Here is a 26,399-nt window from a genome sequence, read left to right as displayed (position 1 = left end):
CCGCCTTCTGGCGGAGGGGGCTGCCGGTTCTGTACAACAGAACACAGCAAGCCTGGATCCCGATGGGTGACTGGTGCGGATCATTATTCCGCCATCCCAATAAAATTGGAATTTCAGATGCGAATTCAGACAGGCCACCTGCACCATTCTGAGTTAACCGTAATCAAGCAAAAAAAGAGGTGACGCTTGAACAGGAGAGGTGTTTTTTTACTTGACAGGTCCTTTAAATGGGTGACCCCTTTTCTGACTCTTTTGCTTCTGCCCTTTTTATGTCTGGCGGGTGAGGGGCCCCATGCTCCCGAGGCCGGAAGGGCAGGCTCCACAGCTATTTCCATTAACCATGAAGGAATCATAGGATGGGCTTCGGGCTGGCGTGACTATATGCCCTGTGAGGCTGTGGAAGATCCATGGAAGAATCCCAATAAAGCCCTTGGCATAGCCAGTGGCATTACTTCGGATGTGGTTTCCCTTGGAATGGGAGGCAGCCTTACCTTAAGTTTTGATTTCCCAATAGAAAACAGAAATGGTTATGATTTTGCTGCTTTTGGTAACAGTTTCAGCGACACCTTTCTGGAGCTGGCCTTTGTGGAAGTATCCACGGACGGGCAGACCTTTGTTCGATTTCCCAACGAGTCCCTTACCAAAAATCCGGTCCATTCCTTTGGACATGTGAATCCCACCCATATTGATGGATTTGCTGGAAAGTACAGGGCAGGTTTTGGCACACCCTTTGATCTGGATCAGCTTAAGGGAAAAGAGGCTGTGATTTCAGGAGAGGTAAATCTCAGCCGCATTTTTTATGTACGGCTTGTGGATGTGGTGGGGGATGGCAGCCAGAAGGACAGTCACGGAAACCCGGTTTATGCGCCTCACCCTACAAGATATTCCGCAGGCTTTGATCTGGATGGAGTGGCTGTATTGTCCGGAGTGGTTCTGGAATCTTCAGGGGAAGAAGAAAAAGGCCCCCCTGTAACAGGGGGTATCGGAAATGATTCGGGATGTTTTATAGGGCAGTTGATAATCCGAGATTTTTAATAGGGATATCTTCAGAGCTTAAAAAAATTTTTTGAATGGCTTTTTTTCTGTAATAAAAAACAGCTTCCAGCTTTTTTCTTATGAAAGGGTGAACAGGTCTGCTGAAGGGGTCCATGGGCAGGGCATAATGGATGCAGTCTTCCATGAGAATACCTCCATCGCAGGGGCTGAAGCGGTGCAGATGATGCCAGAGGCGGTAAGGTCCGAAACGCTGCTCATCCACAAAATATTCACCTTCTTTAACATGGGTGATTTCCGTGACCCAGGTCATGGGAATACCTGCGATGGCCTTGATGCGGTATTCGAGTATCTGGCCCTGAAACATGGGCTTTTCATGGCCGGAGCGGATGTCAAAGTGCATCCACTCCGGTGTTATTTTTTCAAGATTGGCCGGATCGGCAAAGAAGGCCCATATTTCTGAGATATTGCCTTTAAGAATCTGCTGCCTTTCAAGCCGCTGCAGTTTCATGGATTCCTGGTCCTTTGCGCTGGATGAAGTCAAGGATGTGCTCTGCACAGATCGCAGGCTGCTCCATGGGAACAAAATGTCCGCTTTTATCCACAACCACAAGTTCGCAGTCTTTTACCGTGCGGCTGAATCTGTCTGCGGCATCCTGAACAAAGGTATCGGATTTTTTTCCCCGTATGGCAAGGACCGGACATTTAACCTTTTTTGCATAGGACCAGATATCGGCAGGCACTGATTCAAATATCTGGGCTTCCAGTTCCGGATCACATTTTAAAATGGCTGTTTCTTCATCCACTTCCAGCAGCCCGCATTCAAGGTAAGCGTCCACAAAGGAAGGGTCCCATGTTTTGAAAATACCCCGGCCTGCGGTAAAGCGGGAAAGGGCTTCCTGTTTGCCTTTGAAAACAAATTTTCTGCGCCTTGCACCCTTTGCCAGGGGGAATTGTCCGATGAGTCCGGTCATGCGTAAAAAGCCCATGAACATGAGATAACGTCTTGGCAGAATTACCGGATCCATGAGGATGATGCAGGAGAAAAGTTCAGGATGTCTGGCTGCCGCAATGAGGGTGGTAACGGCTCCTAATGAATGACCTATTCCTATGACAGGAGGCTTCATCAGGCTGGAAACCATGAATTCCAGATCATCCGCAAAAACTTTCCAGTGACGTATGGGCATCTCAACAGGTGAAAGGGAGCTGCCATGGCCACGGACATCGCTGCCGATGACATGTAGTTTTTCAGACATGAGACGGATCAGGGGATCATAGGTTCCGGCACAGAAGCCATTGGCATGAAGAAGATGGGCCATGGGGCCTTCACCGCCCCAGTCGATATAATGAAGGGGGCCTTTTTCCGGATGGTGGATGTAACCCTCTTTGGGTTCGTGCAGAATCATTTGCAGGCTTCCTTGTCTTTCTGTTGTCATGATCAGAAGGATTTTACAAAAAGTTAACAGTGCCAGCAAGAATAAGGGTTCATATGCCTGCGGTCAAGGGCTTCATTTCCCACTACCCCGCAGCCAGGAGGGAATCATGGTAAAAAAGGCGATGGCGGCTCCTGTTCCCATGGCCATGCCAAAGGCCTCAATGAAAATCGTCATGTCATTTTTTGATAATTCAGCAAGGGAAGCCCCGCCGCTTCTGCTGTCAAAGATAAAATGAAAAATTGCACCGGCAAGGGCCACACCCAATACCATGCCAAGGTTTCTGGCCGAGGCAAGCACTGCTCCGCCTGAACCTCTGTGGGCTGCGGGAACTCCGCCCATGACTGCGGCGGAGTTGGGTGAGACAAATATGGAAGTACCGATTCCCACCAGAGCCATTCGCCATGCGATATCCCAGACGCCATGGGAGGCGTTGAGACCCGAGAGCATTGTCATGCCACAGGCCATGATAAAAAGTCCTGTTGTACAAAGGAGGCGGGAGCCCATACGGTCAGAAAGACTGCCTGCAAGGGGTGAGAATATCAGAAGAAAGGCAAAGGGAATCATCAGCATTTTTCCCGTCAGGGAGCTGGAATAACCCGCAAAAAGCATAAGATAAAAAGGCATGAGAAATACCATGAAAAAAAGGCTGCAGAATAGAAGCAGGCCACAGAGGGCAGGCAGGGCAAAATGTCGCTTGTGAAAAAGGGAGATATCCAGCAGGGGATCTTTTTTCTTTTTTTCTGTTAAAATAAAAAGAGCCATGCAGAGAAGGCTTAAGATCAGCACTGTGATAAACGGAAGGGAGTTAAAACCCCAGTCATAGCCGTGGGTGAGGGCCATGAGCAGGAGGCCCAGACTTAAGGCGGCCAGCAGGGTGCCCTGCCAGTCAAAGGCGTTGATGCGGCTTTGAGGACCGGATTCACGGAGTGTCATCATGACAAGGATAGTTGCCAGAAGACCTATGGGGATGTTGACATAAAAAATTAGCCGCCAGGAGCCAAGGGAAAGAAGAAATCCGCCGATGGCAGGTCCGGCGGTCAGACCGCAGGCCACAACTGCACCATTGAGTCCCAGTACCCTGCCCCGCTGGGAGTCTGGAAAGGCATCCACCAGAAGGGCTGGCGTGCAGGCCATGATCATGGCAGAACCCAGCCCCTGCAGCAGGCGTGCACCTATGAGCATCTGAACGTTGGGGGCCATGGCGCAGAGCATGGAAGCAAGGGTGAAGACAAGGAGGCCTGTGGCATAGATGCGTTTGCGGCCCAGCATATCTCCCAGCCTGCCGAAGGTCAGCAGAAAGCAGGTGATGGTAAGCAGATAGATCATGACCACCCATTCGGTCATGGCAAGGCTGGTATTGAAATCCTTGAGAATGGCAGGGAGGGCGACATTCACTATGCTGCTGTCCAGGGTGGACATGAAAACGCCTATGGCTACAAGGAAAAAGACCTGCCATGGCCGGTTGCTCTCTGATGCTGTCTGCATTCCGGAAAATCCTGTTTTCGGGTTATGGGTATAAAATTGTATTACGGCCCTGAGAACAGCCATGGAAAAATGGCATAGTCCCAAGATCCCATTTTTGTCAAATACAGGTCTGACTTGATGGTTTTCCAGTCAGAATGATGAATAAAAAACAAAGCCTGTATTTTTTTTATGATTTAATTTCTTTTTAATCAGTACTTTATCCTTGTGTGGTATGCTGGCAATCATAAATAAATCTGGTTTTCAGGCTGTCATTATCGTAGGTGAATACAAAAAGATGTCAGGTAAAAAAAATATGAGACTGTTCCTTTGCCGACTTTATTCTGTCAGATACAGTCAGGCAAATGAATACCGTAGGCTGAATAAAAATTCCATGGAAGTATTGCAGTGAACAGAGATCGTTTTTATTCAAGGGCTGTTGGAAGTAAGGGATACATGGATAGAGCTGAGGAGGATTTAAGATGGTAAAATGGGGGTTTGCAGGTGTTGGTATACTGCTTGTTTTTATATGGAGTCTCATTCTTGGTCTGCAGCTCATGGGCAGCACAAACGGTACTGTGGCTATTCTTGAGACTGATGTAAGTAAAAACTCAGGTCGTTATCTTGTATCTGTTCCTGAATCGAGAAACCAGTCGTTCGGAGATAGTTTTACAGGAGAAGAATCCCTTGCCCTTGTCCATGAAGGGAAAGAAGACTTGCCATACTTAATGGCCTACGAAGAGAATAAGGATAACCATCAGCTTTCTGCAGAAGTTTCCGGAATGTCAGGTCATGGAAAAAATGATATGGAGTCATCTTATTTGACAGGGGGGTCTGCTGAGACTGAAGGGGAGGTAAGTTCTTCTGAAAAAATACCTGTGGACCTGAATATTAACGCCATGGAAGGAATGGAGCTTCTTTCTGGTATCTCCGGTGAAGTAAAGGAGATCCGTAAAAAAGATGTGGAAGTGAGAAAAAGACCTCTCTTGAAAGAGATCAGGTTTGATGACTCGTCCGGGCGTCTTGTTATTATCGCAGGGGCTGCAATTCATGATGTAAAAACCTTTACCCTTGAAAATCCTAGACGTATTGTGCTGGATTTAAATAATATGGAATCGCCTTACAGATCAGAACAGCGGATGGATCTTGACAGCATGCATATTTCCAGTGTGCGTCATTTTGCCCACGAAGACAGGGTTCGTATTGTTCTGGATATGCAGGAAGGATGGAAGGGTTCCTATCAGAAGGAACCCATTGATTCAGGCCTTGAGGTGGTTCTTGTGCTTATGGATATTCCTTAAGCATTCAAATTATTCATCAGAAAAATTGACGATCCAGAAGAAGGTGGGAGAAAAAACCCAGCACAAAGGCAAGATAATAGGGAAGTACCTGTTGCCATGGCTGGTGAAAAAGATAGACCGGGGCAGCCAGAATGGGCAGGGGAATGAGCAGCATGGCCCACCAGGTGTGGGTCCAGCCTCTGTGGTGACCAATGGCGGGCAGCATGGCACAGAAACCCAGTATGGCGGCCCATTTATATTCTCCCTTAAAAATCAGAAAGAGATCAAAGAGAATCAGAAGGCTGTAGACGAGGTTCTGGCCCTTGGAATCTGTGTCCACATCAGGAGTCAGGGACCCCACAAGGCAGAGTCCCAGGAGAATGGCCATGGTTTCTATGGGTGGCCGGTACATACCCCAGAAAAAAAGTCCTGCAAGGCAGATGAGTCCCAGTGTGAAACCAAAACCGAGGTGTGCTCTATATCCGGGCATTCAGACCTTCTCCAGTAGCTCTCCCAGAGCTGCGAAATAGGATTTGAGTCCATAATAAAAAAGTGAGTTGTGGTCGGCAATGGGAATTACAAGCATTTGCAGGGGCTGGCCTGCAGCATTTTTCTTCAGCTTTTCTGCCTGACTGATGGGTATTACATGATCATTTTCCCCGTGGATGATCAGGGTGGGGCCGGTAAAGCTCTGAATACCCTTGAGGTTGCCGAAATCCGCATCCTCCGGAATGCCCAAAGCCTTCATATCCGCCCCCAGCAGACGGATAAGGGGTTGGGTATCGGCAAATCCTGATTCAATTATCAGAGCGCTGATGGATTCGGGTCTTTGGGAGGCAATATACAGAACAGCGGCACTGCCTAAAGACCGGCCCATGAGGGCAATGGGTCTTGCGGGTTTTTCTTTTTGAAGCGTGTCAAAAACAAAAAGGGCGTCTTCCTGAAGGTTTATGGCCGTAGGTTCTCCCTGGGATCTTCCGTATCCCCTGTAATCCATCACAAGGAAATCCCATGCAAGAGCTGTGAAAAATGGGGCCAGATCCCTGTATTCCGAGGCAATTTCTCCGTTGCCATGGAAAAAGAGCAGCAGAGGGGCTTCTGTTTTGCCACAACTGTGATATTCACCGGAAAGCCGTATGCCTTCGGGTGTATGTATATCCTTAAGGGAGGCGGGGGGCAGGGGAGCAGGGGTATGATCGGCTCTGGGATGAAAGAGTACCCTTTGTACTGCAGGATGGTTGAGGGCAGCCAGAATATGATTGTCATTCATCTTTGCCTCCGGTCATAAAAGGTTTTTATTCATAAAAAAAATGCCATAGGGATTTTATTCCGGCAGCAGTTCCTGCTGAACAATGGGTGCTGCTGGTGTACGGCTGCCATCAGCAGCGGGACTTCCACTCCTTAAGGCAGCATCAAGGGCCACCTGCAGCTGCTGGAATTTTCTGTTGATCCGGTTTTCAAGGGAAGCCCGTTCATTTTCGCTGCGTCGGGCAAGATTATCAATATCTGATTTTCTAGCCATATCTGCGGGTATTTCAAAATTCTTTTTCAGAGCCTGCTGTTCTTTCTGAATATTTTGCAGGAGCTGGCTGTCCCTTTTTTGGGCCTGCTCCATTTCCTTTGTACTTTTAAGAAGTTGCGCCAGTTCATTTTTCTGGTTTTCCTGAACCTGTTTTAACCTTGCATTTCCCCGTACCTGAGCAGCCAGTTCAGAAGCCAGTTTTTTCCGCTCTTCCTGTTCAGCATGCAGGCTGTTACGGGTCCTGGTCATGTTTTCATTGAGGGTGTTCAGAATGCTGGCATCGGGTTTTTCCTGATTTTCCATGGATGCCAGCCTCCTGTCAAATTCTTTGATCTGGCCGCTGAGGGTTCGCTTCTGTTCCTGAGAATTTTTCTGGGTTTCCTCCATAAGCTGCTGGAGTCTGTTGAGGGTCTGTGTCTGTTTATTCAGAATATCTGAAAGGTCTTCGCTGCGGGCAGAAAGTTCAAATATTTTCTGTTCCATGGGTTTGCTATCGGAAAGAACACTTGCCTGCTGCAGCTGAATGGCTTTCATATCCTGCTGTATTCTGGAGTGCAGGGTAAAGAAGATACCTGCCAGAACACCTGCTGTGACGAGAAGAGCCAGTGTCATACGGAAAGAGAGTCCGTCAATACGCTTTTGCATGCGTTCGGTTTCAAAGGCTGTATGATCATTATTTTCCCGCAGGGACATGGCAGAATCTTATCCTTTTTGCATCAGATGTTGGAATCGCCTGCTTCCATTGGGGCAGGCGGCAGAAATAATTATTCCCACTCAATGGTTGCCGGAGGCTTGGAGCTGATGTCATAGGTCACACGGTTGATGCCTCTGACCTCATTGATTATACGGCTGGAAACCCGTGCCAGAAACTCATGGGGCAGTCTGGCCCAGTCTGCGGTCATGGCATCCTTGCTGTTCACAGCCCGGATGACACAGGTGAACTCATAGGTGCGGTGATCACCCATGACACCCACGGTACGGATGGGGAGAAGCACCACAAAGCTCTGCCAGAGATCCTTGTAAATACCCTCGGCCTTGACTTCTTCAAGGAGAATGGCATCCGCCTCTTTCAGAATATTTAGACGTTCTTCGGTAATTTCTCCCAGAATGCGTATGCCAAGACCCGGGCCGGGGAAGGGCTGACGCCAGACCATTTCATCGGTGAGACCAAGCTCTTTGCCCAGAATGCGGACCTCATCTTTAAAAAGATACTGCAGGGGTTCCAGCAGTTTCAGGTTCATGGTTTCAGGCAGTCCGCCCACATTATGATGGCTTTTAATCACTGCTGAAGGACCGCCAAAGGCGGATCTGGATTCAATGACATCCGGATACAGGGTTCCCTGACCGAGAAAGGTAACACCTTCAATCTTCTCGGCTTCAGCATCAAAGATTTCTATGAAAAGATTACCGATTATTTTTCGTTTTTTTTCAGGGTCCGTGACCCCTGAAAGGGAAGAGAGAAAGCTTTTTCTGGCATCTACAAAGCGGATGTTCATATTAAGGTTTCTGTTAAGAACTTCTTCCAGAATTTTTGCCTCATCTTTACGCAGAAGACCGTTATCCACAAAAATGCAGGTGAGCTGATCTCCTATGGCCTTATGAATGAGTACCGCAGCCACCGAAGAATCCACACCACCGGAGAGTCCCAGAACAACTTTATGCTCACCTACGGTCCTTTTTATATCCTCTATGGTTTCTTTTGCAAAGGAAGCCATGGTCCAGTTGCGGGAACATTCGCAGATGGAAAGAAAATTATCTATGATTTTCCGTCCTTCCTTTGTGTGCTCCACTTCCGGATGAAACTGAACACCATAGAATTTTTTTTCAGGATAATGACAGGCCGCCACGGGCGTATTGGCTGTATCGGCTGTACTTGTAAAACCTTCGGGCAGTGTATTTATGGAATCTCCGTGGCTCATCCAGCAGGTGGTATCTTCAAGGCCTGCAAAAAGATCGTCTCTGCTGCGGATATTCAGGGTGGCAAAACCGTATTCTCTTTTTTCAGATTTTTTTACGGAGCCTCCGAAGGTATCCACCATGAACTGCATGCCATAGCAGATACCCAGAACAGGAATTCCCAGTTCAAAAACAGCCGGATTTACCCTTGGGCTGTCTTCATCATAAATACTGGCCGGACCGCCGGAAAGGATGATGCCCTGAGGCTTCAAAGACTTTATATTTTCCATGGAAACCGAAGGTGGCTCAATCACACAGTAAACGGAATGCTCCCTTACTCTGCGGGCAATGAGCTGGTTGAACTGGGAACCGAAATCAATAATGAGAATCATCAGGATACTCCTAAGGGAGGGTAGGGTCTTTGGAAGATTAAAAAAACTGGCCTTTTTTCCAACAAATTCTCTGAAATTGCAAGCCGGAATCCTGCAGGACAGAAAGATGGAAGGGCATTTGTGGATGAATAATTGCGAAGCTTTTGAAAATATGGTAGAAAAGGCGAGTATTGTCAAGCAGGCTTTCCGGAAGTTTTTTTAGGGGCTGACTCTGACATTAAGTTTATGGAATCCGGTATCTTGGAATCAGTGAACGGATTTTTTTATGATCAGAAGGCTTCCTTCCAAGGAGGCCTTTTTTGGGGGCGGATTTATGATCTTCCCTGATTTTTTCTGGATGAATTAAAAGGAGATGATGTATGCTTGATTGTTCTGATCTTCGTAAAGGCCTTAAAATTGAGTATGAGGGTGATCCATATGTAGTTACCCAGTTTGATTTCGTAAAGCCGGGTAAGGGACAGGCCCTTTATAAGTGCCGCCTTAAAAATATGATAAGCGGCAGCCAGTTTGACCGGACATTCCGTTCCGGAGAAAAATTCAACAAGGCCGATCTTGAAGAACGTACCATGGAATTTTCCTACATGGATGGAGAAAATTACTGCTTTATGAACACCTCAACCTTTGAGCAGGAATTTCTCACGCCGGATCAGGTGTCTGAAGTCACGGACTTTCTCAAGGAAAATACGGTGTGCAGTGTTCTCTTCTGGGGCAGTAAAGCCATTGGTGTGACCCTGCCCAATTTTATCGACCTTGTGGTGACCAAAGCCGAGCCCTGGGTAAAGGGAGATACGGCCTCCGGGAATTCCAAACCTGCGGTTCTGGAAACCGGTGTATCCGTTCAGGTTCCTTCCTTTGTGGAAGAGGGTGAGAAAATACGCATTGATACCCGTACGGGTCAGTATGTGGAGCGGGTAAAGGAATAAAAAGCAAAAGGGTCAGGTCCGCAATTACGGTCCTGACCTGTCAGTATCCAAAACCTTCTCCCGGATGGTGCATAATGTTTCGTTTTCAGAAAATACTGGTAGTGGATGATGATCCGGCCCTTCGGCAGCTGTTGCACCGCATGCTAACCCGGGAAGGTTATGAGTGCTGCCTTGCCATCGATGGGAATGAGGCCCTGGCTGAGGTCAGGAAGGATCTGCCGGGGCTTGTCATTACGGATATCAGTATGCACGGCATGGATGGTATTGAATTCATGAAGACACTGCACAGGGAATATCCTGCTCTGGATGTCATGGTCATGACGGGAATGTCCGAACGTTACAATTATGCGGACATTGTGGATGCCGGAGCTTCGGATTATGTGAGCAAGCCTTTTGAGAGAAGGGAACTTCTGGCACGTATCCGTCGGGTGGAGCGGGAGAGGGAATACATCAATTCCTTAAGTGCCATGAATACTTCCCTGGAAAAGATGGTCGCTGTTTCGGGTCATCTGGCTTCAAAGGCGGAAGCGGCATCCAGGGCCAAAAGCGAATTTCTTGCGGGAATAAGCCATGAAATACGTACGCCTTTGAACGGCTTGATCGGTTTTGCAGATTTGCTTATGGATACACCCCTTAATGATGAACAGCAGGAATTTCTAAGCATTATCAGATCCAGCAGTGAAACCCTTTTACAGCTTTTAAATGATATTCTGGATTTCGCCCGAATCGAGGCCGGAAAAGTGTCCATGGAGAAAATTCCCTTTGACATTGAAATTCTGTGTTTTGATGCTGTGGAAATGCTGCGCAGCCGTATGAATCCAGAAAAGGTCTCCCTGATTTCCCACTTTGAAGATAATGTGCCAGCCCGCCTTGTGGGAGACCCCCAGAAGCTGCGTCAGGTTTTAATCAATCTCCTGGCCAATGCCCTGAAATTTACGGAAGATGGGGAAATTACCCTTTCCGTGGGTGTGGAAAAGGAGGAAGAAAAGGGGATTACTCTTGTTTTTTCCGTGAAGGATACGGGGATAGGGATTCCACTGGGAGAAGAAGATGCTATTTTTGGGGCATTCAGGCAGGCAGAGGGAACATGGACCCGCAGGTATGGGGGGTCTGGTCTGGGGCTTGCCATATGCCGCAGGCTTGTGGAAATGATGGGTGGGGAAATCAGTGCAGGAAACAACCCGGATGGAGGCTCTACCTTCCGTTTCACAATAAATGTGGCCAGAGATTTTGAAGTTACTGGTGAATCCGGCGACATTCCCATAAAGCTTGCTGGTAAAAAAATTTATGTGGTGGATTCCAACGCAAGACAGGCAGAAATCTGTGCTCAGTATATACGGGCTGCGGGTGCCGCCGTTGATGTTTTTTCCTGTGAAGATGGTATTTCCATGGATGATATTCCGGATCTGGTTGTTTTTGCCATGGAAAATCCTGAAAAAGCAAAACATCCCTATGAATTGAACCGAATATTCCAGAAGGTACCGGTCATAGCCCTGTCCCGTCCCGTCCCCGGCAGTGCGGGTTTTTGCAGAAATGCTGGTTACGCTGGCTATCTTACCCAGCCCGTATCAAGAACCTTTCTTCTGGAGATGGTTGCTCGTCTTCTTGGTGAAAAACATGGGGAGGGAATGCTGACCCGGCATCGTTTGCGGGAAGTGCAGAAAAAGTCATTCCGCATGCTGATTGGGGAGTCGTCTCCGGAAAATGTTCTGGAATGTTTTGCCCGTTCTTCCGGTTACAGGAGAGAGTGTTTTAGTGATGCAGCCGCCCTTCTGACGGCCTATGTTGCAGAGAACGGGCATTTTGACGGTGTTTTCATGCGATTTTCCAGTGAAGCCATGCAGCAGACCCTTTTTCAGATCCGGCACTGGGAAAAGCTTGCTGGCAAAGCCTGTGTTCCCATTTTTATTGTTTTTTCGGAGAACAAAAACAGCAGTCTTCATACCGGAGATTACAGGAAAATCTTTTTTACGGATATCAGCAATCTTCGCAGGCAGGGCTTGCATGTATTTGTGGAATCCTGTCTTCAGGCATCATCAGACTTGTAAAAATACAGAGAGTATTCAGGTAAATATTTGGTAATCACATTACGGTAAGTGCCAGGATATATGTCACTTGAAGTTTTCTTTGTTGAAGCAGGCTAAAGGGCTATTAAGTACCACAAAAAGACGGGCAGGGAACTAGAAGAGCAATAAGTCACAAAAGCTCCTGCTCCTTGAGGAACGGGACATATTTAAGCCTGAGCGTTTTCTTCCAGGTAGGTGGCGGCAGCTTCGGCCAGTAACCCTGATCGGGTTTTGCCATGTTTTCCCCGGAAGCTGTCAATTTCACGCAGGAGGCTTTCGGGAATACTGACATTGACTCGCACCGATTTTTCATAGGAGCGCATTGTCTTGATATCCAAGATCACCGGGACAACATCTCCCCCGTTTGTCTGGGACAGGATCTTTTCCCTTGGGGATGCCGTGGGTTTTTTGTCCAGACCAGCCAAGGAAGCAGCCAGGGCATCCGTGGCCATCCTGAAAGCTTCATCCCAGTTTTCCCCGAAGGTTACACATCCTGGAATATCTGGAAAATGAACTTCCGTAAGCCCTTCTTCTCCCACTTCAAAAATTCCATAATAATATTCCATGTGGCCCTCCTTCTATTTTATGCCAGCAGCCTTAAGGATTTTTTGCACTGTCCCTTTGGGTATATCCCTTGGATTTCTGGGGATTGGGATTCTGGGGAATCCCTCTTTCGTCCAGATTTCATGAACGCCGCCTTGCTCTTGCTGGAACCCTGCCTTTTTTAAGAGTCTTACCAGTTCACTTTTTTTCATGGATGTCAGAACCCTTTCTTTGAAAAAGAATAAGTGTGTAAAGACACAAAATCAAGCCTTTTTGTGTCTTTACACAAACAGAAACCTTTTTCAGAAAGATGGTTTATTTTGGGTATACCTCCGGTAAAGTGAATTCTGTTCTTTTTTGTTCAGGAAAAAATAAATAAAATCAGCTTTATAAAATGCTTGAGGGTATTTTAAGTAAAGCGTTATGGTAAAGTACTTTCTAAGTAAAGGAGTCTGAAAAAACAGCATGGAAAAGGGAGATGCAGCCATGTAAAGACGGATTTATGGATATTTGAGAGCCTCCACAGCGGATCAGGATGCAAGCCGGGCAAAGGGTATGCTGGATGCTTTTGCCTCTGAAAACGGCGTGACCATTGCTGCGTACTTCATCGAAAACGAATCAGGCGCAAAGCTGGCAAGGCCGGAGTTGTTCAAGGTTTTGAGTGTTATGCAGAAGGATGATGTTCTCCATCTCGAAGCAGTGGACAGGCTCACCCGGCTAAATGCCGCTGACTGGCAGGAGCTTAGGACTGAAATCCAGAGCAAGGGAATTCTTATTGTCTCTCTGGACTTGCCCTTTACGCACCAGCTTATAACGGCACAAGAAAAAGGGCAGGGCTTCCAAGATAGGTTTATTGATGCGGTCATGGTCATGATGCTTGACGTGCTGGCATCCGTTGCCCGCAAGGATTATGAAGACAGACGGCGGCGGCAATCACAGGGGATTGAGCGGGCGAAAGTTGCCGGAAGGTACAAAGGGAGAAAGAAAGATGATGATAAGCGTCAGCGGATTTTAAAGCTGCGGGAAAGTGGGCTAAGTTACAGCGAGATTCAATCATCCCTTGGGGTTTCAAGCCTCACAGTATCCAGAGCGATAAAGGAGGCCAGACCATGAAAAATCCAATGGCAGAGAATTATCGTAATGAGCGGAAGTTTGTAAAAAAGGCCGGGGTATGGAACCAGAGACTCTTTGTGAATCTTTACCCTAGCTGCTTTCAAAGATACAAAGAAGATCATGCGCTCCCGTATATCCAATTCGTTGGGAAGTATCTGGGGCCGTACAGGGAAAACTGTTAGTGCGATGGGTGCAGTCAAGAGTTTGAAATAAATAGCAGGTATTACGGGGCAAGATCCAGTGGGCTGACGGTATCATTAAATTCCATGGAGGAGGCGTTTGTGTGTCAAACGAATTAAAAGACCATATCAACGAGTATATGCCACATGTCGATAAAATATTAGAGGAACAAAATATCCCAATCCATAAGAGATTCTTTATTGCGGGAAAGTTGCCAGCTTTTACAGGATTTTAAAAGAGCAGAATATGTTGCGCCACCGTGAATCTTCAAAACCCGCTGAGACAAAAAAACCTGTAGAATATGCAGCAAGAGGCCTCTGGCAGCTATGGAGCTGGGATATTACGTACATGAAAACCGATATCAAGGGACAATTCTTTTATCTTTACATGATTATCGATGTATGGAGCCGGAAGATCATTGCAGCAAGGGTTCATGAGCTGTCTTGTGGAGCGTTTGCAGAACGGACAAACGGGCAACTCCCGAAGTTTTGCCGGAAGTGACGGAGATTGAAGGGCTGGTAATAGCGTTCACTTGATTTGAAACCTTAAAAATACAAATGCAGGTTTTGGTGGTGAAGATGCCGTTTTAGAACCTGCATGACAATTTTATGTTTTATGTAAAGTCCTGTTTTTATATGAATATACTAAGAAATAGCTTGCAGGTTCTGTGTGCGGGTTCTGTAAATCGTCATCCGCACCCATTTATCCGGAAAAGATCTGTTAAGGTGGCACTTCATTTTTGCACCAGACACAGAGGAGGGAAAGTCTCTTTTCTTTCAGGAAAGAAAAGGGTAAACAAAGAACACCAAAGCTTGTTTTTTTGGTGTTCTTTTTGAAAACTTGAAAAAAATAATTTGGGCCGTGTTTTTATAAGTATTTGATTTTATGTGGTGCCTGGAGCGGGAATCGAACCCGCACAGCTTTTCAACCGAGGGATTTTAAGTCCCTTGCGTCTACCAGTTCCGCCATCCAGGCATTGCAGATCAAAGTTCAGGTTTTATAGGCCTTTGATTGGCTTTTGTCAATCTTTTGAAACAGGTCTTTTTTTATTTTTATGGAGAAGAAGTAAAATGTTTTTTTCAGAAATCAGTATGTCCGTTGCAGATCGTATCCATCCGGATGACCGTCTTGTTTTTGAGAATACAACGGATGGAATTATTGTTTTGCAGGATGGTTTTCTTCGCTATGTCAATGCCATTGGTGTTCGTATCATGGGATATACCCATGAAGAGCTTGTGGATCATCATTTTCGGGAGTTTGTGCATCCGGAAGATCTTCCCATGGTGGAAATGCGCTATGCCCAGCGTATGAACTATGAGCCTGTTCCCGATGTCTATCCTTTCCGCCTGATAAAAAAATCCGGAGAAGCCAACTGGTTTGAAATTCATGCCATAGAAATTAACTGGAAAGGTCAGAGGGCAAGCCTTACCTTTTTTCATAATATTCAGCGCCGTATGATGGCAGAACAGGCCCTGGGTCAGAGCGAGGCAAAAACCCGCGCCCTTCTGAATGCTGTGCCCGATATGATGCTTCTCCTTGCCCCCGATGGCCTTTGCCTGCACTACAAACCCTTTGAAGATCAGCGGTGTGCCAGCAGGATCTGTACCCTTGAGGGTAAAAATTTAAGGGATATTTTTCCTCAAATGATCATAAGTGCCTGCATGCAGGCCATTCAAAGGACACTTTCCACCCGTGAGATGCAGATTTTTGAGTTCCCCTTTGATTCAGAAAGGGGGCGTATGTATTATGAGGCCCGGGTGGTGGCTTTTGTTGAAGATGAAGTAATTGTTATTGTGAGAGATATTTCGGACAGAAAACGTATCGAAGAAAATCTGATGCAGCGGGAAGCCGATTTGCGCAAGGAAAATCTCAGACTTCGTTCCAGTATCCGGGATCGTTATGGTTTTCATAATATCATCGGTAAAAGCCCTGTTATGCAGAGGGTCTATGACAGTATTCTTCAGGCGGCAGCCTCAAGTGCCCACGTTATTATCTATGGAGAGTCCGGCACCGGCAAAGAGCTGGTGGCAAGGGCCATACATGATCTCAGTGATCGTGCAAAAGAGCCTTTTATCCCTGTCAACTGTGGCGCCATTCCCCATGGATTGATGGAAAGTGAGTTTTTTGGGTATAAAAAAGGGGCTTTTTCCGGAGCGGTTTCCGACAGAAAAGGATATCTGGATCTGGTTTGTGGTGGAAGTCTTTTTATGGATGAAATTGGTGAGATTGATACCAATCTTCAGGTTAAACTTCTCAGGGCCATAGAAGGGGGCGGGTTTATTCCCGTTGGGGGGAGTGAGTTGCATCAGCCGGATCTGCGCATAATCGGTGCCACAAACCGAAACCTTATGGAGCTGGTTAAGCGACGTATGATGCGGGAAGATTTTTTTTACCGCATTAATATAATCCCCGTTCATCTTCCTCCCCTCAGGGAAAGGGGAGAAGATCTGACCCTGCTTATTTACCATTTTATGGAGCAGTTTGCCGAAGATGGCCGTGTACCTGTGATTCCTCCTAATATCATGGCCATGCTTCAGTCTTACAGCTGGCCGGGCAATATCAGGGAGCTTCAGAATGTTATTCAGCGTTATGTGACCATGAATCGTATTGAACTGTCCGGTAAGATAGGAATGGATGAGGCTGATATGGATATTATGCCTGATATGGATACTTCCGGTCATATTCTGGATCTGAAAGAAGCCCTGAGCAGTTTTGAAAAAATATATATAGAAAAGGTGTTGAAAAAGAATCGTTGGAAAAAGGCGGAAACTGCAAAATGCCTTGGTATTCACAGAAAAACCCTTTTCAGGAAAATGAAGGAGTTGGACATAGAATCTTAAAAATAATCCAGAACTGGATATGTTTTAAGGGTTAGCCTGTGGCAATGAATCAATTTTCAGGTTTCTCTCTTCCGAAAATTAGCCTATAGTGATGCTCTAAAAAAAATTTTATTGTTCTGAAGCAACCCGGCAGAATAGTTACCGGGCAGAAGATATCTGTGGAGTCAACATGCGGATTTTTGTGGCAGAAGGTTATATTCAGGCACTGTTGTTTGTTCTTTATCCGGATGGTCGTGTTCTGGCACTGGACGGGGGATGTCACTGCGATGTTAAGGCCATGGAAAGGATGCTGGAAAAAGATCTGGGAAAGCAGTGGACAGACGTTAAACTACAGCTCGTTTCCCACATTCATCCGGATCATGCAGGAGCGGCACCTGTTTTAAAAAGAAAGTACGGTCTTGTGATGGCTGCTCCGGAAGGGATTAACCGGTGGTATGCCGGGACGGGTGGGTTTTTTCAGCATAAGATTGACATATCCCTTGGTTATTTTGTCGTTTATGCCATGAAAAAGCCCTGGAAAAACATTTACTATAAGCGCAAAGTTTGCATGGATTATGTCCTGAAGGATGGAGACCGTCTGCCGGAATTTCCGGACTGGCAGGCACTTTCAACACCGGGCCATACCAACCATGATATGGTATTTTACCATGCCCAGAGCAAGACCCTTTATGCCGCTGATGTTATTTTATATGTAAACAGACGTTTTCAGCTTCCCTTTCCCGTATCCCTTCCCCATGAAATGGAGGAAAGCCTTCTGCGCATCCGCAATCTGGATGTGGAAAGGCTGATACTGGCCCATGGTGGAGTTTTAAAAGTTGAGGGTATGGCAGAAATTGTTGATGGTCTGCTGGTTTTGCTTGCCCGGACCCGGATGAGTCCCATGGTGAGACGTCTCCGGCCCCTGACCCGCTTTTCTCCTGCATTAAAAGATTATCCCGCTTAAAAAGCATGGTGGCTTCGCTTGTAATTGCAGGAAGTATTCTGTCATTTACTGCCATAAGAAAACGGGTACACTCAGGTACCCGTTTTCTTTTTAAAGCCCCCCGCTCTTTTCAAGATCCGTCAGCAGCTGATGCAAAAGCCGCACACCAAATCCGCTGCCGCCAACAGGGCAATAGGCCGATGCCTTGGACAGATAGGCAGGCCCTGCAATATCAATGTGTGCCCACCTTGTCTCACCCGTAAATTCTTTCAGGAACAGTGCTGCGGTAATGGCGCCTCCGTTTCTTGTGGTGGAGACATTGCGCAGATCTGCAAGTTCGCTTTTCAGCAGTTTTTTATAATCTTTGGGCAGGGGCATGGGCCAGCATCGCTCAAAGGTTTCTTCCCCTGCCTTTGCAAGAGCATGGGCCAGCATGGAATCTTCCGTAAAACCCCCGGCAATTTCATCCCCAAGGGCCACCATGCATGCTCCCGTGAGGGTGGCCATATCCAGCATTAAATCCGGTTTTTCCACGTCCGCAAGCCAGGCAAGGGTGTCTGCGAGAATAAGGCGGCCTTCGGCATCCGTGTTCATGACTTCAATGCTTTTACCATTATAGGCCCGGAAAACATCCCCCGGCCTGTAGGCCGTTGCAGACGGCATGTTTTCCACAATGGGAATGGCTGCAATGAAACGAAAGGATGGACGTGTGCGGGCAAGGGCAATGGCAGTGGCCGCAACTGCAGCGGCTCCGGCCATATCCATCTTCATGCCTTCCATGCCCGCAGGCGGTTTCAGGTCCAGCCCGCCGGAGTCAAAGGTGACACCCTTTCCCACAAGGGCGACTGTTTTATCCGCCGTTTTTTCAGGATTGTAATGCAGGGTCAGAAGGCAGGGTCCTGCATCGCTGCCTTGAGCCACGGCAAGCATGGCACCAAAGCCAAGTTGCTCCAGCTCCTTTTTTCCCATGCGCCGGGTTTCAAGGCCTTCGGATGCAGCAGCTTTTTCAAGCATATCGCAAAGGGCTTCGGGTCTTTTGTCATTGGATGGTGTGGAAACCCATGTCCGGGCCAGGTGGGTGGCGGTACAGACGGCCTCTACACCGGCAGCCAGTTTTTCAAGCCTTGGCAGTGCTGCCTTTTCTGCCAGAATGATAATTTTTTCAAGGACCTTGAGTTCACTTTCCTTTTTGTAGACATCAAAGCGGTAGTTGGCCAGTACAAGGCCTTCCAGTATGGCCTTTACCGTGGTCTCACTCTCTAGTCTTTCTTCCGCATCCGGAAGAAAGATGGCAGGGCTTTTTTCCTTTGCTTCCATGGCTGCCTTTACAGCCGCTGCTGCCGCTCTCCGGAACCTTTCTGCATCAAGCTCTTCTTTTTTTCCCACTCCCACCAGGATCACACGGGGAAGGGGCATTTCTTCTGGCATGGAAACAAAGTAGATCTTTTCTGCCTTGCCGCCGAACTCCGGCAGGTTTCTGATTTTTTCACAGAGAAGGGCTTTGTTTTCTTCTTTATAAAGAGGCATGTCTTCAGAGACAAAAAGGATTCTGGTATCCGGTTTTTCTGTCATGCCAGGACAGGTTTGAACAGAAAGCATGGGATCTCCTTAGCTGTAATTAACGGCACTGAACTGCTGCAGTTTTTTAAGATTATGGATGGACCGGACATAGCGCATGGTGCCGGTACGTCCCCGGATTACCAGAGAGTCCGTTGTGGCTCCGCTGCCAGTGTACCGCACACCCGGAAGGAAGGTGCCGCCGGAAATGCCTGTGGCTGCAAAAAAGACATCATCACTTTTGATAAGATCCCGGACGGACCGGATCTTTTTCATGTCAATGCCTGCTGCGTGCAGGGCTTCCCTTTCTTCGCTGCTCTGGGGATCAAGGCGGGTGAGCATTTCACCGTTCAGGCCCCTTATGGCACAGGCGGCCAGTACACCTTCTGGCGTCCCTCCTGTTCCCATCATTATATCTACCTCACAGTCAGGATCTATGGCCATGAGGGCACCGGCAACATCACCGTCCGTGTGGAGCTGAATCCTTGCCCCTGCTTTACGGATGGCTTCTATGAGAGGCTTGTGTCTGGGTTTGTCCAGCACAAAAACAACAAGATCTTCAACATCCTTGCCAAGGGCTTTGGCAATTTTTTCAAGGTTTTCAGGAACCGGAGCATCCAGATCCGCCACATCCCTTGCCGCCTGGGGTACCACCAGTTTTTGCATGTAAAAACTGGGACCGGGGTTGAACATGGTGTCATAGGGAGCCATGCCCACAACGGAGATGGCATTTGGTCTGCCAAAGGCCAGAAGACTGGTTCCTTCTACGGGATCTACTGCTATATCCACCATGGGACCGGTGCCGTTGCCCACGGTTTCTCCGTTATACAGCATGGGGGCTTCGTCTTTTTCCCCTTCACCGATGACAATCCGGCCTTCCACTGGAACGGCGGCAAAGGAAAGACGCATGGCATCCACAGCCGCCCCGTCTCCGGATATTTTATCGCCCCGGCCCAGCCAGCGGGCCGAAGCCAGCGCTGCGGATTCCGTGACGCGCATAAGGTCCATGGCAAGGTTGCGCTGGGGTATTTCCATGGTACTTCCTTTCTTTCTGAGTAATTGTTCAGCACAATTTTTCTTCGTTAAATCGAAAGCCTTTAATCAGGTGCATAGACAACCGGACCATTTGTTCATGACGCAATCTTATTCTTAGAGCTTCTTGCCCTGTGCGGAAGCGGCAAAAACTCGCCGCCACAGGCAGGATAAGCTTTTTGATTACCATAGCAGGCCTTTGTACGCTGCCTTTGTGGTGGCTCAGACAGTTTGCCGCTTCTTATTAGCACTCCGGCACTCAAGCCTGAAAAAGCTTATTGTTTTTTCACAGCAGACTATAGGTTTATGGCTTGAGTGACGGACAAAGCTCTGATCCGAAACGATTGCAATGTCACTCACAAACAGCCCGATTGTCTTTTGCAGGAACCAGTACTTTGAAAACAATACACAATCTTGCATATAAAAATGTTCTGAATAATTACGTTTCTGAATGGATTTTCTGGTGTCCTGCTGGGTGTACCGGCTCACATACCGCAGGTTCTAGCCTTGAGGGTCAGTTTTTCCTCAAAAAAATCAAAGGCTCTCTTCAGAAGAATTTTCTGATGGCCCGGATGACTGATGCGGTGGTCGCCCCCTTCAAAGGCAATAAAGCGTTTGGGTTCTGCCGCCAGTTCATATACCATATGGCCTTCTTCCACGGGTACCACCTTGTCTTCGGTGCCATGAACCACAAAGACATTGCGCATGGCAGGTATGCGTTCCGTCAGGTCAAAATTCAGATTCTCGGTAAAAAAAGATTCCTTGAGTCCGCTTTCTTCCAGAATGGCTGCCATGTCAGCTGGAGCCTGCTGGGTCAGTACCCGGCCCTTGATCAGGGGGGCCACAAGGAAGGTGGCTGCAGGCCTTATGGCGGACCATGCCCCTATGCATGTGGCACCGCCCATGCTGCTGCCAAAAAGTCCGAAGGGTCTTCCAAGGTCTTTGCGCATAGATAGCATTTCCCAGGCTGCCACCATGTCTTCCACGCGGGTTTCAAGGCTGGTTTCCGCAAGGCTGCCTTCGGAATCTCCGGAACCTCTGTGGTGAAAACGGAAGAAACCCACTCCGCAGGCAAGCATTTTATTTGCAAGGTCCACCTGTTTGGCAGAGTCCGCATCACTTAAAAGGCCGTGGGAGCCGATGATAATGGGCGGGTTTTTGGCATCGGGCAGGTGAAGAAAGCCGGAAAGGGAAAAACTGCCGGAAGTAAAGCGAAGGGCTTCGCCCTGTTTTTGGCCTGCTGTCTGGTTTTGAGATGTTTCTTGCATGATTTCCTCGTTGGGTTCATTCTTGTATGCTTGATTTTCCATCGAACAAAAGACTATATAAAAAACTTTTTGCTTTGTCACTTCCCAGAACCTTAAACAATGGATTCCATATGAGCGATATCAGAAAAAGACAGGAAATAGAACTGGATGTTACGGACATGGCCTTCGGGGGCAGGGGACTGGCCCGGATTGATGGTCTGGCCGTTTTTGTGGATGACGCTGTTGCCGGGGACAGGGTAAGGGCCAGGATTTTCAAAAAGAAAAAACGCCATGCAGAGGCAAAAACCCTGGAAGTGCTTTCACCCTCTTCAGACAGGGTTGAGCCCGCATGCATTTATGCAGCCCACTGTGGCGGATGTAAATGGCAGCATCTGAGCTATGAAAAACAGCTTTTTTATAAAACCCTTCAGGTGGGTGAAGCCCTTGAGCATATAGGGGGAATTGAAGGTGTGTCTGTTCTTCCTGCTCTGGCTTCCCCAAGGGCCTTCCACTACAGAAACAAGATGGAGTTCACCTGTACGGACAGCCGCTGGCTTCTGCCCGAAGAGCTTGCCAACCCCGATGTGATAAAGGATGCGGCAATCGGGCTGCATGTACCCGGAGCCTTTGACCGGGTGCTGGATATCCATGAGTGCCACATTCAGCCGGAGATGGCCAGTCCGCTTCTGAATTTTATCCGGGAAGAAATACTTGCATCCGGTCTTCCCATGTACGGACTGAGAAGCCATGAGGGGTTCTGGCGCTTTGTCATGCTGCGTCACAGTCTGATTGATGATGTATTTATGGTGAACCTTGTCACAAAGGAAGCGGATGAAAGTATTCTGAAACCCATGGCAGAGCGTATTCGCACGGCTTTTCCCAAGGTTTGCAGCGTTGTGAACAATGTCACCCGCCGCAAAGCCGGGGTGGCCATTGGTGAAGAAGAGATTCTTTTATCTGGAGAGCCAGCCATTTACGATGCCATTGGTTCTTTCCGCTTTAAGATTTCAGCGAACTCATTTTTCCAGACCAATACTGCAGGGGCTGAAAAACTATATGGCAAGGTGGCCGAATATGCTGACCTTAAGGGTGGTGAAAAGGTTCTGGACCTTTATTCAGGCACAGGCACCATACCCATTTTTCTTTCGGAAAAAGCCTCGGAAATCACAGGCATTGAGATTGTGGAAAGTGCCGTGGCCGATGCCAGGGAAAACTGCCTTGAAAACGGTGTGGAAAACTGCCGCTTCCTTCTGGGAGACATGAAAGATGTACTGCCTGCTCTGGACATACAGCCCGATGTCATTATCATTGATCCCCCAAGGGCCGGGATGCATCCGGATGTGGTCAGCCGGATTCTGGTACTGGCACCGGAACGCATGGTGTATGTGTCCTGCAACCCTGCCACCATGGCTAGGGATCTTGCCATGATGCATAAGGATTACGAGGTGCTTGAGGTGCAGCCTGTGGATATGTTTCCCCACACCTTTCACATTGAGGCCGTGGCAAAGCTCAGGCGGAGACAGGGCTGAACTTTACAATGAAAAAAGGGCGTGTAATTGTTCAGCATAATTTTCCTTTGACAAATCGAATACCTTCAATCAGGTGTATAGACAACCGAGCCATTTGTTCGTGACGCAATCTTATTCTTAGAGCTTCTTGACCTGTGCGGAAGCGGCAAAAACTCCCCGCCACAGGCAGGATAAGCTTTTTGATTACCATTGCAGGCTTAAGTACGCTGCCTTTGTGGCGGCTCAGACAGTTTGCCGCTTCTTTCGCACAGGTCTGCGAAGCTCTGATCCGAAACGATTGCAATGTCACTCACAAACAGCCCGATTGTCTTTTTCTGGAACCAAGATTCTGAAATTAATGAGCATTTTTTTAATGATAAAATGTGCTGAATAACTACCAAGGCTTTTAAGGAATATTTTATGGCAGCATTGCTTACATGGAAAGGGCTTTCCAAAAGTTATGGGGAGCAGCTACTGTTTGAAGACCTTCAGATTGCCGTGGCAGAGGGAGAACGTCTTGGGCTGATTGGCCCCAACGGGTCCGGCAAAAGTACCCTGCTGAGGATTATCGGAGGTGTTACGAGTCCGGATTCAGGTGATGCCCTGATGCAAAAAGGCCTTAAAATGGCTTTTCTTTCCCAGGAGGATTGCTTTGATGAAGGGCTTACCATCAGAGAAGTGCTGGAAGAAGTCGCCGCCGCAGGTCCTGAAGACCCGGATGCCTATGGACGTATCCGGCGCATTATGGGAGAAGCCGGATTCCCCGATCTTGATGCCAAAGTATCAACCCTTTCCGGTGGATGGCGCAAGCGCCTTTCCATTGTCCGGGAGCTGGTGAGGCTTCCTGAGCTGCTGCTTCTGGATGAGCCCACCAACCATCTGGATGTGGAAGGTATTTTATGGCTGGAAGAGCGGCTGAGGGTTGCGGATTTTGCCTTTATAACCGTTTCCCATGATCGCCGTTTTCTGGACAGGGTCTGCCAGCGGATTGTGGAGCTGGGCCGTTATTATCCCGAGGGCTTTTTTTCCGCTATCGGCGGATATGAGCGTTTCCGGGAGCATAGAAATCTTTTTCTTCAGCAGCAGGAAGAAAGGGAAGCAAGGCTTGAAAACCGTATGCGAAGGGAAACGGAATGGCTGCGCCGTATGCCCAAGGCCAGAACCACCAAGGCCCAGTATCGCATTGATGCCGCAGGCAGGCTGGAAGACGAGCTGGCTGCCGTTCGTTTTCGGAACCGTCAGCAGACCCGTGTAAATATTGAATTTGACAGCACCAACCGCAAAAGCAAAAAGCTTGTGGAAGTGTTTGATCTAAAGGGTTGTGTGGAAGGCAGAGACCTTTTTTCCCATATATCCCTTGTTCTTTCACCGGGCATGCGTCTGGGCCTTGCGGGAAGAAACGGAGCGGGTAAATCCACCTTCATGCGCATGCTGGCAGGGGAGCTTAACCCTGACAGCGGAGAAGTCCGCTGGGCAGAGGGGCTTTCTGTGGTGTATTTTGATCAGGCCAGGGAAAATCTGGATCCGAATATCTCTTTAAGGCAGGCCCTGTGTCCGGACGGGGACAGTGTCATGTATCAGGGCCGTAATTATCATGTGGCAAGCTGGGCCTCAAAATTCCTTTTCATTCCAGACCAGCTGCATCAGCCGGTGGCTAAACTTTCCGGCGGAGAAAAGGCCAGAATTCTCCTTGCCAATCTTATGCGCCGTCCTGCTGATGTACTGCTTCTGGATGAGCCCACCAATGATCTGGATATTCCATCCCTTGAGGTACTGGAAGACAGTCTGCAGGAATTTCCCGGTGCTGTGGTTCTGGTATCCCATGACCGCTATCTCATGGATACTGTATGCCAGCGGGTGCTGGGTTTTGATGGTGAAGGTAATACCGGGCTTTTTGCCACCATGGACCAGTGGTTGGGCGATCTCAAGGCTAAGGAAAATCCAAAGGAGAAAAAAAACGGGGATAAGCCCGCCAAAAAGGGAAAAAAGAAAAACAGTGGTAAACTTTCTTACAAGCTTCAGCGGGAGCTGGACAGCATGGAAGAGAGGATTCTTGAGGCCGAAACAGAGCTTGGGGATTGCAATAAGCGTATGCTGGCTCCCGAGGTTCAGGCGGATGCAGAAGTTCTGCAGGCTTTATGCACGGAACTTGAAGAGGCAGGCCGCAGGGTGGAGGCCCTTTATGCAAGATGGGAGGAGCTGGAAGCCCTGCGGGAGGAGGCCGAAGGTCAGGGCATTTCCGGGTGACTGCTTTGAATGGGTAGGAGTGGCGGCGATATTTCTGTGAGGTATGTAAGTTTAAATTGCTGTCTTGAAAACCGGGTCCACTATAATCATCTGACAGACAAAAGGAGACTGTAAAGCATGTTGTTTATCAGACCATGCTCCATGGTTTTTCTTTGGCTGCTCATTGTAATCGGAGTTTTCTGCCCCGTTTTTACCTGTGCATCAGATGGTGTAATGCACGATCTCCTGAGTGATCAGCGCAACTATTACTCCAAAGACAGACTTCTTCGACTTGGTTTCGCTTTTAGTGGTGGTGCAATATTAGCAAATACATTTTTTGATGAAGAGATTCAAAGCCATTATCAGGATCGAATGAGAAGTAAGAAAACGGATGATTTTTCTAAGCATGCAAGATTTTTTGGGGAACGAGATTATATTATACCCATTTCTCTGGCTCTGGCGAGTCTGTCCCTTGTTGAAGAAGACTCCTTAATTGGAGAATTTGGCAGCAAGACAGCAAGATCATATTTTGTTGGCGGTATACCCGTGTTTGCAATGCAACGAATTACAGGTGCAGGCAGACCAGAAGAACACGATCACGGGTCTGAATGGCGTCCATTGGACGATTCAAACGGTGTAAGCGGACACGCCTTCATCGGTGCGGTCCCGTTTATTGTGGCGGCCAGAATGAATGATAATATATTTATCAGATATGCATTATATGCTGCTTCGCTGGCCACTCCCTTTTCAAGGGTCAATGATAATGCCCACTTTGCCTCTCAAGCTGTATTGGGATGGTATATGGCCTATGAAGCAGTTGGGGCCGTGCATGGAAGGGAAAGCAATAAGAGTATTGCAGTTGCCCCTGTTGTTGATCGGGATTATTATGGCCTGACAGTTTCTGTATCATGGAAGTGAAGGGCTGGCTTTCACTCAATGCATCTACTTAAAAATCCGATTTTTATTCGACTCGGTGAAATCCAGGGAGACACTGATGAAAGAATGGGAAAATAATAAAGATGCACTCGCAAAAAGTCTCAAGCCATATTTTGTGAGGAAAAGTTGAAAAGATTGTTCCGGGACAAAAATATCCTTACAAATTGATGAATCGAGTCTGGTAGATGTAAAATGCGCTCTTTGACAACCTTATGAAGGGCAAATTTAAGGGTGTTTGCCCCCTCACCTCCCCTTTTTACCCTTTTGAGGCGATTTCTGAACGCAGTTGCCCTCAGGATGTTTAATCCTGTCACTTTGAGTACCGC

General features: G+C 47.9%; 24 protein-coding genes and 1 tRNA gene. 11 read left to right on the top strand and 14 right to left on the bottom strand.

What is annotated here, in order from left to right:
• Positions 1-231: 231 nt before the first annotated feature.
• Complete coding sequence (locus FIM25_RS15450; RefSeq protein ID WP_139450758.1) at positions 232-1,035, top strand: PEP-CTERM sorting domain-containing protein; 804 nt, start codon at positions 232-234, stop codon at positions 1,033-1,035.
• Here the strand turns inward: FIM25_RS15450 and FIM25_RS15445 are convergent.
• From FIM25_RS15445 to FIM25_RS15435, 3 genes are all read right to left on the bottom strand, one after another.
• Positions 1,004-1,504 (bottom strand): SRPBCC family protein, encoded by a 501-nt coding sequence (locus FIM25_RS15445; RefSeq protein WP_139450757.1) that lies wholly within the window; start codon positions 1,502-1,504, stop codon positions 1,004-1,006. The genes FIM25_RS15450 and FIM25_RS15445 overlap by 32 nt on opposite strands.
• Positions 1,485-2,399 (bottom strand): alpha/beta fold hydrolase, encoded by a 915-nt coding sequence (locus FIM25_RS15440; protein WP_179953442.1) that lies wholly within the window; start codon positions 2,397-2,399, stop codon positions 1,485-1,487. The genes FIM25_RS15445 and FIM25_RS15440 overlap by 20 nt, the downstream gene beginning before the upstream one ends.
• A gap of 102 nt (positions 2,400-2,501) precedes the next feature.
• Positions 2,502-3,914, bottom strand: a complete 1,413-nt coding sequence (locus tag FIM25_RS15435) for an MFS transporter (protein ID WP_179953441.1) — start codon at positions 3,912-3,914, stop codon at positions 2,502-2,504.
• 458 nt (positions 3,915-4,372) lie between these two features.
• Between FIM25_RS15435 and FIM25_RS15430 the strand changes: the two genes are divergently transcribed.
• Positions 4,373-5,191, top strand: coding sequence for an AMIN domain-containing protein (locus tag FIM25_RS15430; protein WP_139450754.1), 819 nt, complete (start codon positions 4,373-4,375; stop codon positions 5,189-5,191).
• Between the two features lie 16 nt (positions 5,192-5,207).
• On the opposite strand, the gene FIM25_RS15425 is transcribed toward FIM25_RS15430, so the two are convergent.
• From FIM25_RS15425 to guaA, 4 genes are all read right to left on the bottom strand, one after another.
• Positions 5,208-5,660 carry a metal-dependent hydrolase gene (locus FIM25_RS15425; protein WP_139450753.1) on the bottom strand — a complete coding sequence of 151 codons (453 nt, stop codon included), beginning with the start codon at positions 5,658-5,660 and terminating at the stop codon, positions 5,208-5,210.
• Positions 5,661-6,440 carry an alpha/beta hydrolase gene (locus FIM25_RS15420; RefSeq protein WP_139450752.1) on the bottom strand — a complete coding sequence of 260 codons (780 nt, stop codon included), beginning with the start codon at positions 6,438-6,440 and terminating at the stop codon, positions 5,661-5,663.
• A 54-nt stretch (positions 6,441-6,494) separates the two neighbouring features.
• Complete coding sequence (locus tag FIM25_RS15415; RefSeq protein ID WP_139450751.1) at positions 6,495-7,385, bottom strand: hypothetical protein; 891 nt, start codon at positions 7,383-7,385, stop codon at positions 6,495-6,497.
• A gap of 71 nt (positions 7,386-7,456) precedes the next feature.
• Positions 7,457-8,980 carry a glutamine-hydrolyzing GMP synthase gene (guaA, locus tag FIM25_RS15410; protein WP_139450750.1) on the bottom strand — a complete coding sequence of 508 codons (1,524 nt, stop codon included), beginning with the start codon at positions 8,978-8,980 and terminating at the stop codon, positions 7,457-7,459.
• Between the two features lie 359 nt (positions 8,981-9,339).
• Here guaA and efp point away from each other — a divergent pair, with 359 nt between their 5' ends.
• Together efp and FIM25_RS15400 are read left to right on the top strand one after the other, a co-directional pair.
• Entirely contained in the window at positions 9,340-9,903 is a 564-nt protein-coding gene (efp, locus tag FIM25_RS15405) for an elongation factor P (protein ID WP_139450749.1), read from the top strand.
• 74 nt (positions 9,904-9,977) lie between these two features.
• A complete protein-coding gene (locus tag FIM25_RS15400; protein WP_139450748.1) occupies positions 9,978-11,951 on the top strand; it encodes a response regulator in 1,974 nt (657 codons plus the stop codon).
• Positions 11,952-12,136: 185 nt separating this feature from the next.
• Here FIM25_RS15400 and FIM25_RS15395 read toward each other — a convergent pair whose 3' ends face one another.
• On the bottom strand, positions 12,137-12,535 hold the full coding sequence (locus FIM25_RS15395) for a type II toxin-antitoxin system HicB family antitoxin (RefSeq protein WP_139450747.1): 399 nt from the start codon (positions 12,533-12,535) through the stop codon (positions 12,137-12,139).
• A gap of 12 nt (positions 12,536-12,547) precedes the next feature.
• A complete protein-coding gene (locus tag FIM25_RS17935; protein WP_139450746.1) occupies positions 12,548-12,724 on the bottom strand; it encodes a type II toxin-antitoxin system HicA family toxin in 177 nt (58 codons plus the stop codon).
• Between the two features lie 298 nt (positions 12,725-13,022).
• On the opposite strand from FIM25_RS17935, the gene FIM25_RS15385 reads away from it, so the two are divergent.
• Positions 13,023-13,625 carry a recombinase family protein gene (locus FIM25_RS15385; RefSeq protein WP_218961459.1) on the top strand — a complete coding sequence of 201 codons (603 nt, stop codon included), beginning with the start codon at positions 13,023-13,025 and terminating at the stop codon, positions 13,623-13,625.
• A gap of 426 nt (positions 13,626-14,051) precedes the next feature.
• Positions 14,052-14,306 (top strand): hypothetical protein, encoded by a 255-nt coding sequence (locus tag FIM25_RS17185; RefSeq protein ID WP_179953440.1) that lies wholly within the window; start codon positions 14,052-14,054, stop codon positions 14,304-14,306.
• Between the two features lie 387 nt (positions 14,307-14,693).
• Here FIM25_RS17185 and FIM25_RS15380 read toward each other — a convergent pair.
• Positions 14,694-14,780: transfer RNA gene (locus FIM25_RS15380), tRNA-Leu, on the bottom strand.
• A 95-nt stretch (positions 14,781-14,875) separates the two neighbouring features.
• Here FIM25_RS15380 and FIM25_RS15375 point away from each other — a divergent pair.
• The gene (locus FIM25_RS15375; RefSeq protein WP_139450745.1) at positions 14,876-16,645 is read left to right on the top strand and encodes a sigma 54-interacting transcriptional regulator; all 1,770 of its coding nucleotides are present in this window, start codon (positions 14,876-14,878) and stop codon (positions 16,643-16,645) included.
• Positions 16,646-16,814: 169 nt separating this feature from the next.
• Positions 16,815-17,588, top strand: coding sequence for an MBL fold metallo-hydrolase (locus FIM25_RS15370; protein WP_139450744.1), 774 nt, complete (start codon positions 16,815-16,817; stop codon positions 17,586-17,588).
• A gap of 90 nt (positions 17,589-17,678) precedes the next feature.
• On the opposite strand, the gene FIM25_RS15365 is transcribed toward FIM25_RS15370, so the two are convergent.
• From FIM25_RS15365 to FIM25_RS15355, 3 genes are all read right to left on the bottom strand, one after another.
• Positions 17,679-19,166, bottom strand: coding sequence for a leucyl aminopeptidase (locus tag FIM25_RS15365; protein WP_139450743.1), 1,488 nt, complete (start codon positions 19,164-19,166; stop codon positions 17,679-17,681).
• Positions 19,167-19,175: 9 nt separating this feature from the next.
• Positions 19,176-20,159, bottom strand: a complete 984-nt coding sequence (glpX, locus tag FIM25_RS15360) for a class II fructose-bisphosphatase (protein ID WP_139450742.1) — start codon at positions 20,157-20,159, stop codon at positions 19,176-19,178.
• 482 nt (positions 20,160-20,641) lie between these two features.
• A complete protein-coding gene (locus FIM25_RS15355; protein ID WP_179953439.1) occupies positions 20,642-21,424 on the bottom strand; it encodes an alpha/beta hydrolase in 783 nt (260 codons plus the stop codon).
• A 110-nt stretch (positions 21,425-21,534) separates the two neighbouring features.
• Between FIM25_RS15355 and rlmD the strand changes: the two genes are divergently transcribed.
• From rlmD to FIM25_RS15340, 3 genes are all read left to right on the top strand, one after another.
• A complete protein-coding gene (gene rlmD / locus FIM25_RS15350; protein WP_139450740.1) occupies positions 21,535-22,932 on the top strand; it encodes a 23S rRNA (uracil(1939)-C(5))-methyltransferase RlmD in 1,398 nt (465 codons plus the stop codon).
• Between the two features lie 399 nt (positions 22,933-23,331).
• Positions 23,332-25,158, top strand: a complete 1,827-nt coding sequence (locus FIM25_RS15345) for an ABC-F family ATP-binding cassette domain-containing protein (protein WP_139450739.1) — start codon at positions 23,332-23,334, stop codon at positions 25,156-25,158.
• Positions 25,159-25,275: 117 nt separating this feature from the next.
• Positions 25,276-26,055, top strand: a complete 780-nt coding sequence (locus FIM25_RS15340; RefSeq protein WP_139450738.1) for a phosphatase PAP2 family protein — start codon at positions 25,276-25,278, stop codon at positions 26,053-26,055.
• A gap of 119 nt (positions 26,056-26,174) precedes the next feature.
• Here FIM25_RS15340 and FIM25_RS17385 read toward each other — a convergent pair.
• Positions 26,175-26,399: hypothetical protein (locus FIM25_RS17385; RefSeq protein ID WP_218961362.1), on the bottom strand; the 225-nt coding region annotated here is incomplete at its 5' end.

The organism is Desulfobotulus mexicanus, from assembly GCF_006175995.1.
GTDB classification, from domain to species: Bacteria; Desulfobacterota; Desulfobacteria; order Desulfobacterales; family ASO4-4; genus Desulfobotulus; species Desulfobotulus mexicanus.
The sequence above is the reverse complement of the archived record's forward strand: the minus strand, read 5'-3'. Positions and strand labels throughout refer to the sequence as shown.

Excerpts from the sequence above, each read along its gene's own strand:
- guaA (WP_139450750.1), bottom strand. The coding sequence starts at position 8,980 with ATGATTCTCATTATTGATTTCGGTTCCCAGTTCAACCAGCTCATTGCC.
- rlmD (WP_139450740.1), top strand. The coding sequence starts at position 21,535 with ATGAGCGATATCAGAAAAAGACAGGAAATAGAACTGGATGTTACGGAC.
- efp (WP_139450749.1), top strand. The coding sequence starts at position 9,340 with ATGCTTGATTGTTCTGATCTTCGTAAAGGCCTTAAAATTGAGTATGAG.
- FIM25_RS15355 (WP_179953439.1), bottom strand. The coding sequence starts at position 21,424 with ATGCAAGAAACATCTCAAAACCAGACAGCAGGCCAAAAACAGGGCGAA.
- FIM25_RS15400 (WP_139450748.1), top strand. The coding sequence starts at position 9,978 with ATGTTTCGTTTTCAGAAAATACTGGTAGTGGATGATGATCCGGCCCTT.
- FIM25_RS15420 (WP_139450752.1), bottom strand. The coding sequence starts at position 6,440 with ATGAATGACAATCATATTCTGGCTGCCCTCAACCATCCTGCAGTACAA.
- FIM25_RS15365 (WP_139450743.1), bottom strand. The coding sequence starts at position 19,166 with ATGCTTTCTGTTCAAACCTGTCCTGGCATGACAGAAAAACCGGATACC.
- FIM25_RS15445 (WP_139450757.1), bottom strand. The coding sequence starts at position 1,504 with ATGAAACTGCAGCGGCTTGAAAGGCAGCAGATTCTTAAAGGCAATATC.
- FIM25_RS17935 (WP_139450746.1), bottom strand. The coding sequence starts at position 12,724 with ATGAAAAAAAGTGAACTGGTAAGACTCTTAAAAAAGGCAGGGTTCCAG.
- FIM25_RS15395 (WP_139450747.1), bottom strand. The coding sequence starts at position 12,535 with ATGGAATATTATTATGGAATTTTTGAAGTGGGAGAAGAAGGGCTTACG.
- FIM25_RS17185 (WP_179953440.1), top strand. The coding sequence starts at position 14,052 with ATGTTGCGCCACCGTGAATCTTCAAAACCCGCTGAGACAAAAAAACCT.
- FIM25_RS15370 (WP_139450744.1), top strand. The coding sequence starts at position 16,815 with ATGCGGATTTTTGTGGCAGAAGGTTATATTCAGGCACTGTTGTTTGTT.
- FIM25_RS15375 (WP_139450745.1), top strand. The coding sequence starts at position 14,876 with ATGTTTTTTTCAGAAATCAGTATGTCCGTTGCAGATCGTATCCATCCG.
- glpX (WP_139450742.1), bottom strand. The coding sequence starts at position 20,159 with ATGGAAATACCCCAGCGCAACCTTGCCATGGACCTTATGCGCGTCACG.
- FIM25_RS15345 (WP_139450739.1), top strand. The coding sequence starts at position 23,332 with ATGGCAGCATTGCTTACATGGAAAGGGCTTTCCAAAAGTTATGGGGAG.
- FIM25_RS15440 (WP_179953442.1), bottom strand. The coding sequence starts at position 2,399 with ATGATTCTGCACGAACCCAAAGAGGGTTACATCCACCATCCGGAAAAA.
- FIM25_RS15430 (WP_139450754.1), top strand. The coding sequence starts at position 4,373 with ATGGTAAAATGGGGGTTTGCAGGTGTTGGTATACTGCTTGTTTTTATA.
- FIM25_RS15435 (WP_179953441.1), bottom strand. The coding sequence starts at position 3,914 with ATGCAGACAGCATCAGAGAGCAACCGGCCATGGCAGGTCTTTTTCCTT.
- FIM25_RS15415 (WP_139450751.1), bottom strand. The coding sequence starts at position 7,385 with ATGTCCCTGCGGGAAAATAATGATCATACAGCCTTTGAAACCGAACGC.
- FIM25_RS15340 (WP_139450738.1), top strand. The coding sequence starts at position 25,276 with ATGTTGTTTATCAGACCATGCTCCATGGTTTTTCTTTGGCTGCTCATT.
- FIM25_RS15425 (WP_139450753.1), bottom strand. The coding sequence starts at position 5,660 with ATGCCCGGATATAGAGCACACCTCGGTTTTGGTTTCACACTGGGACTC.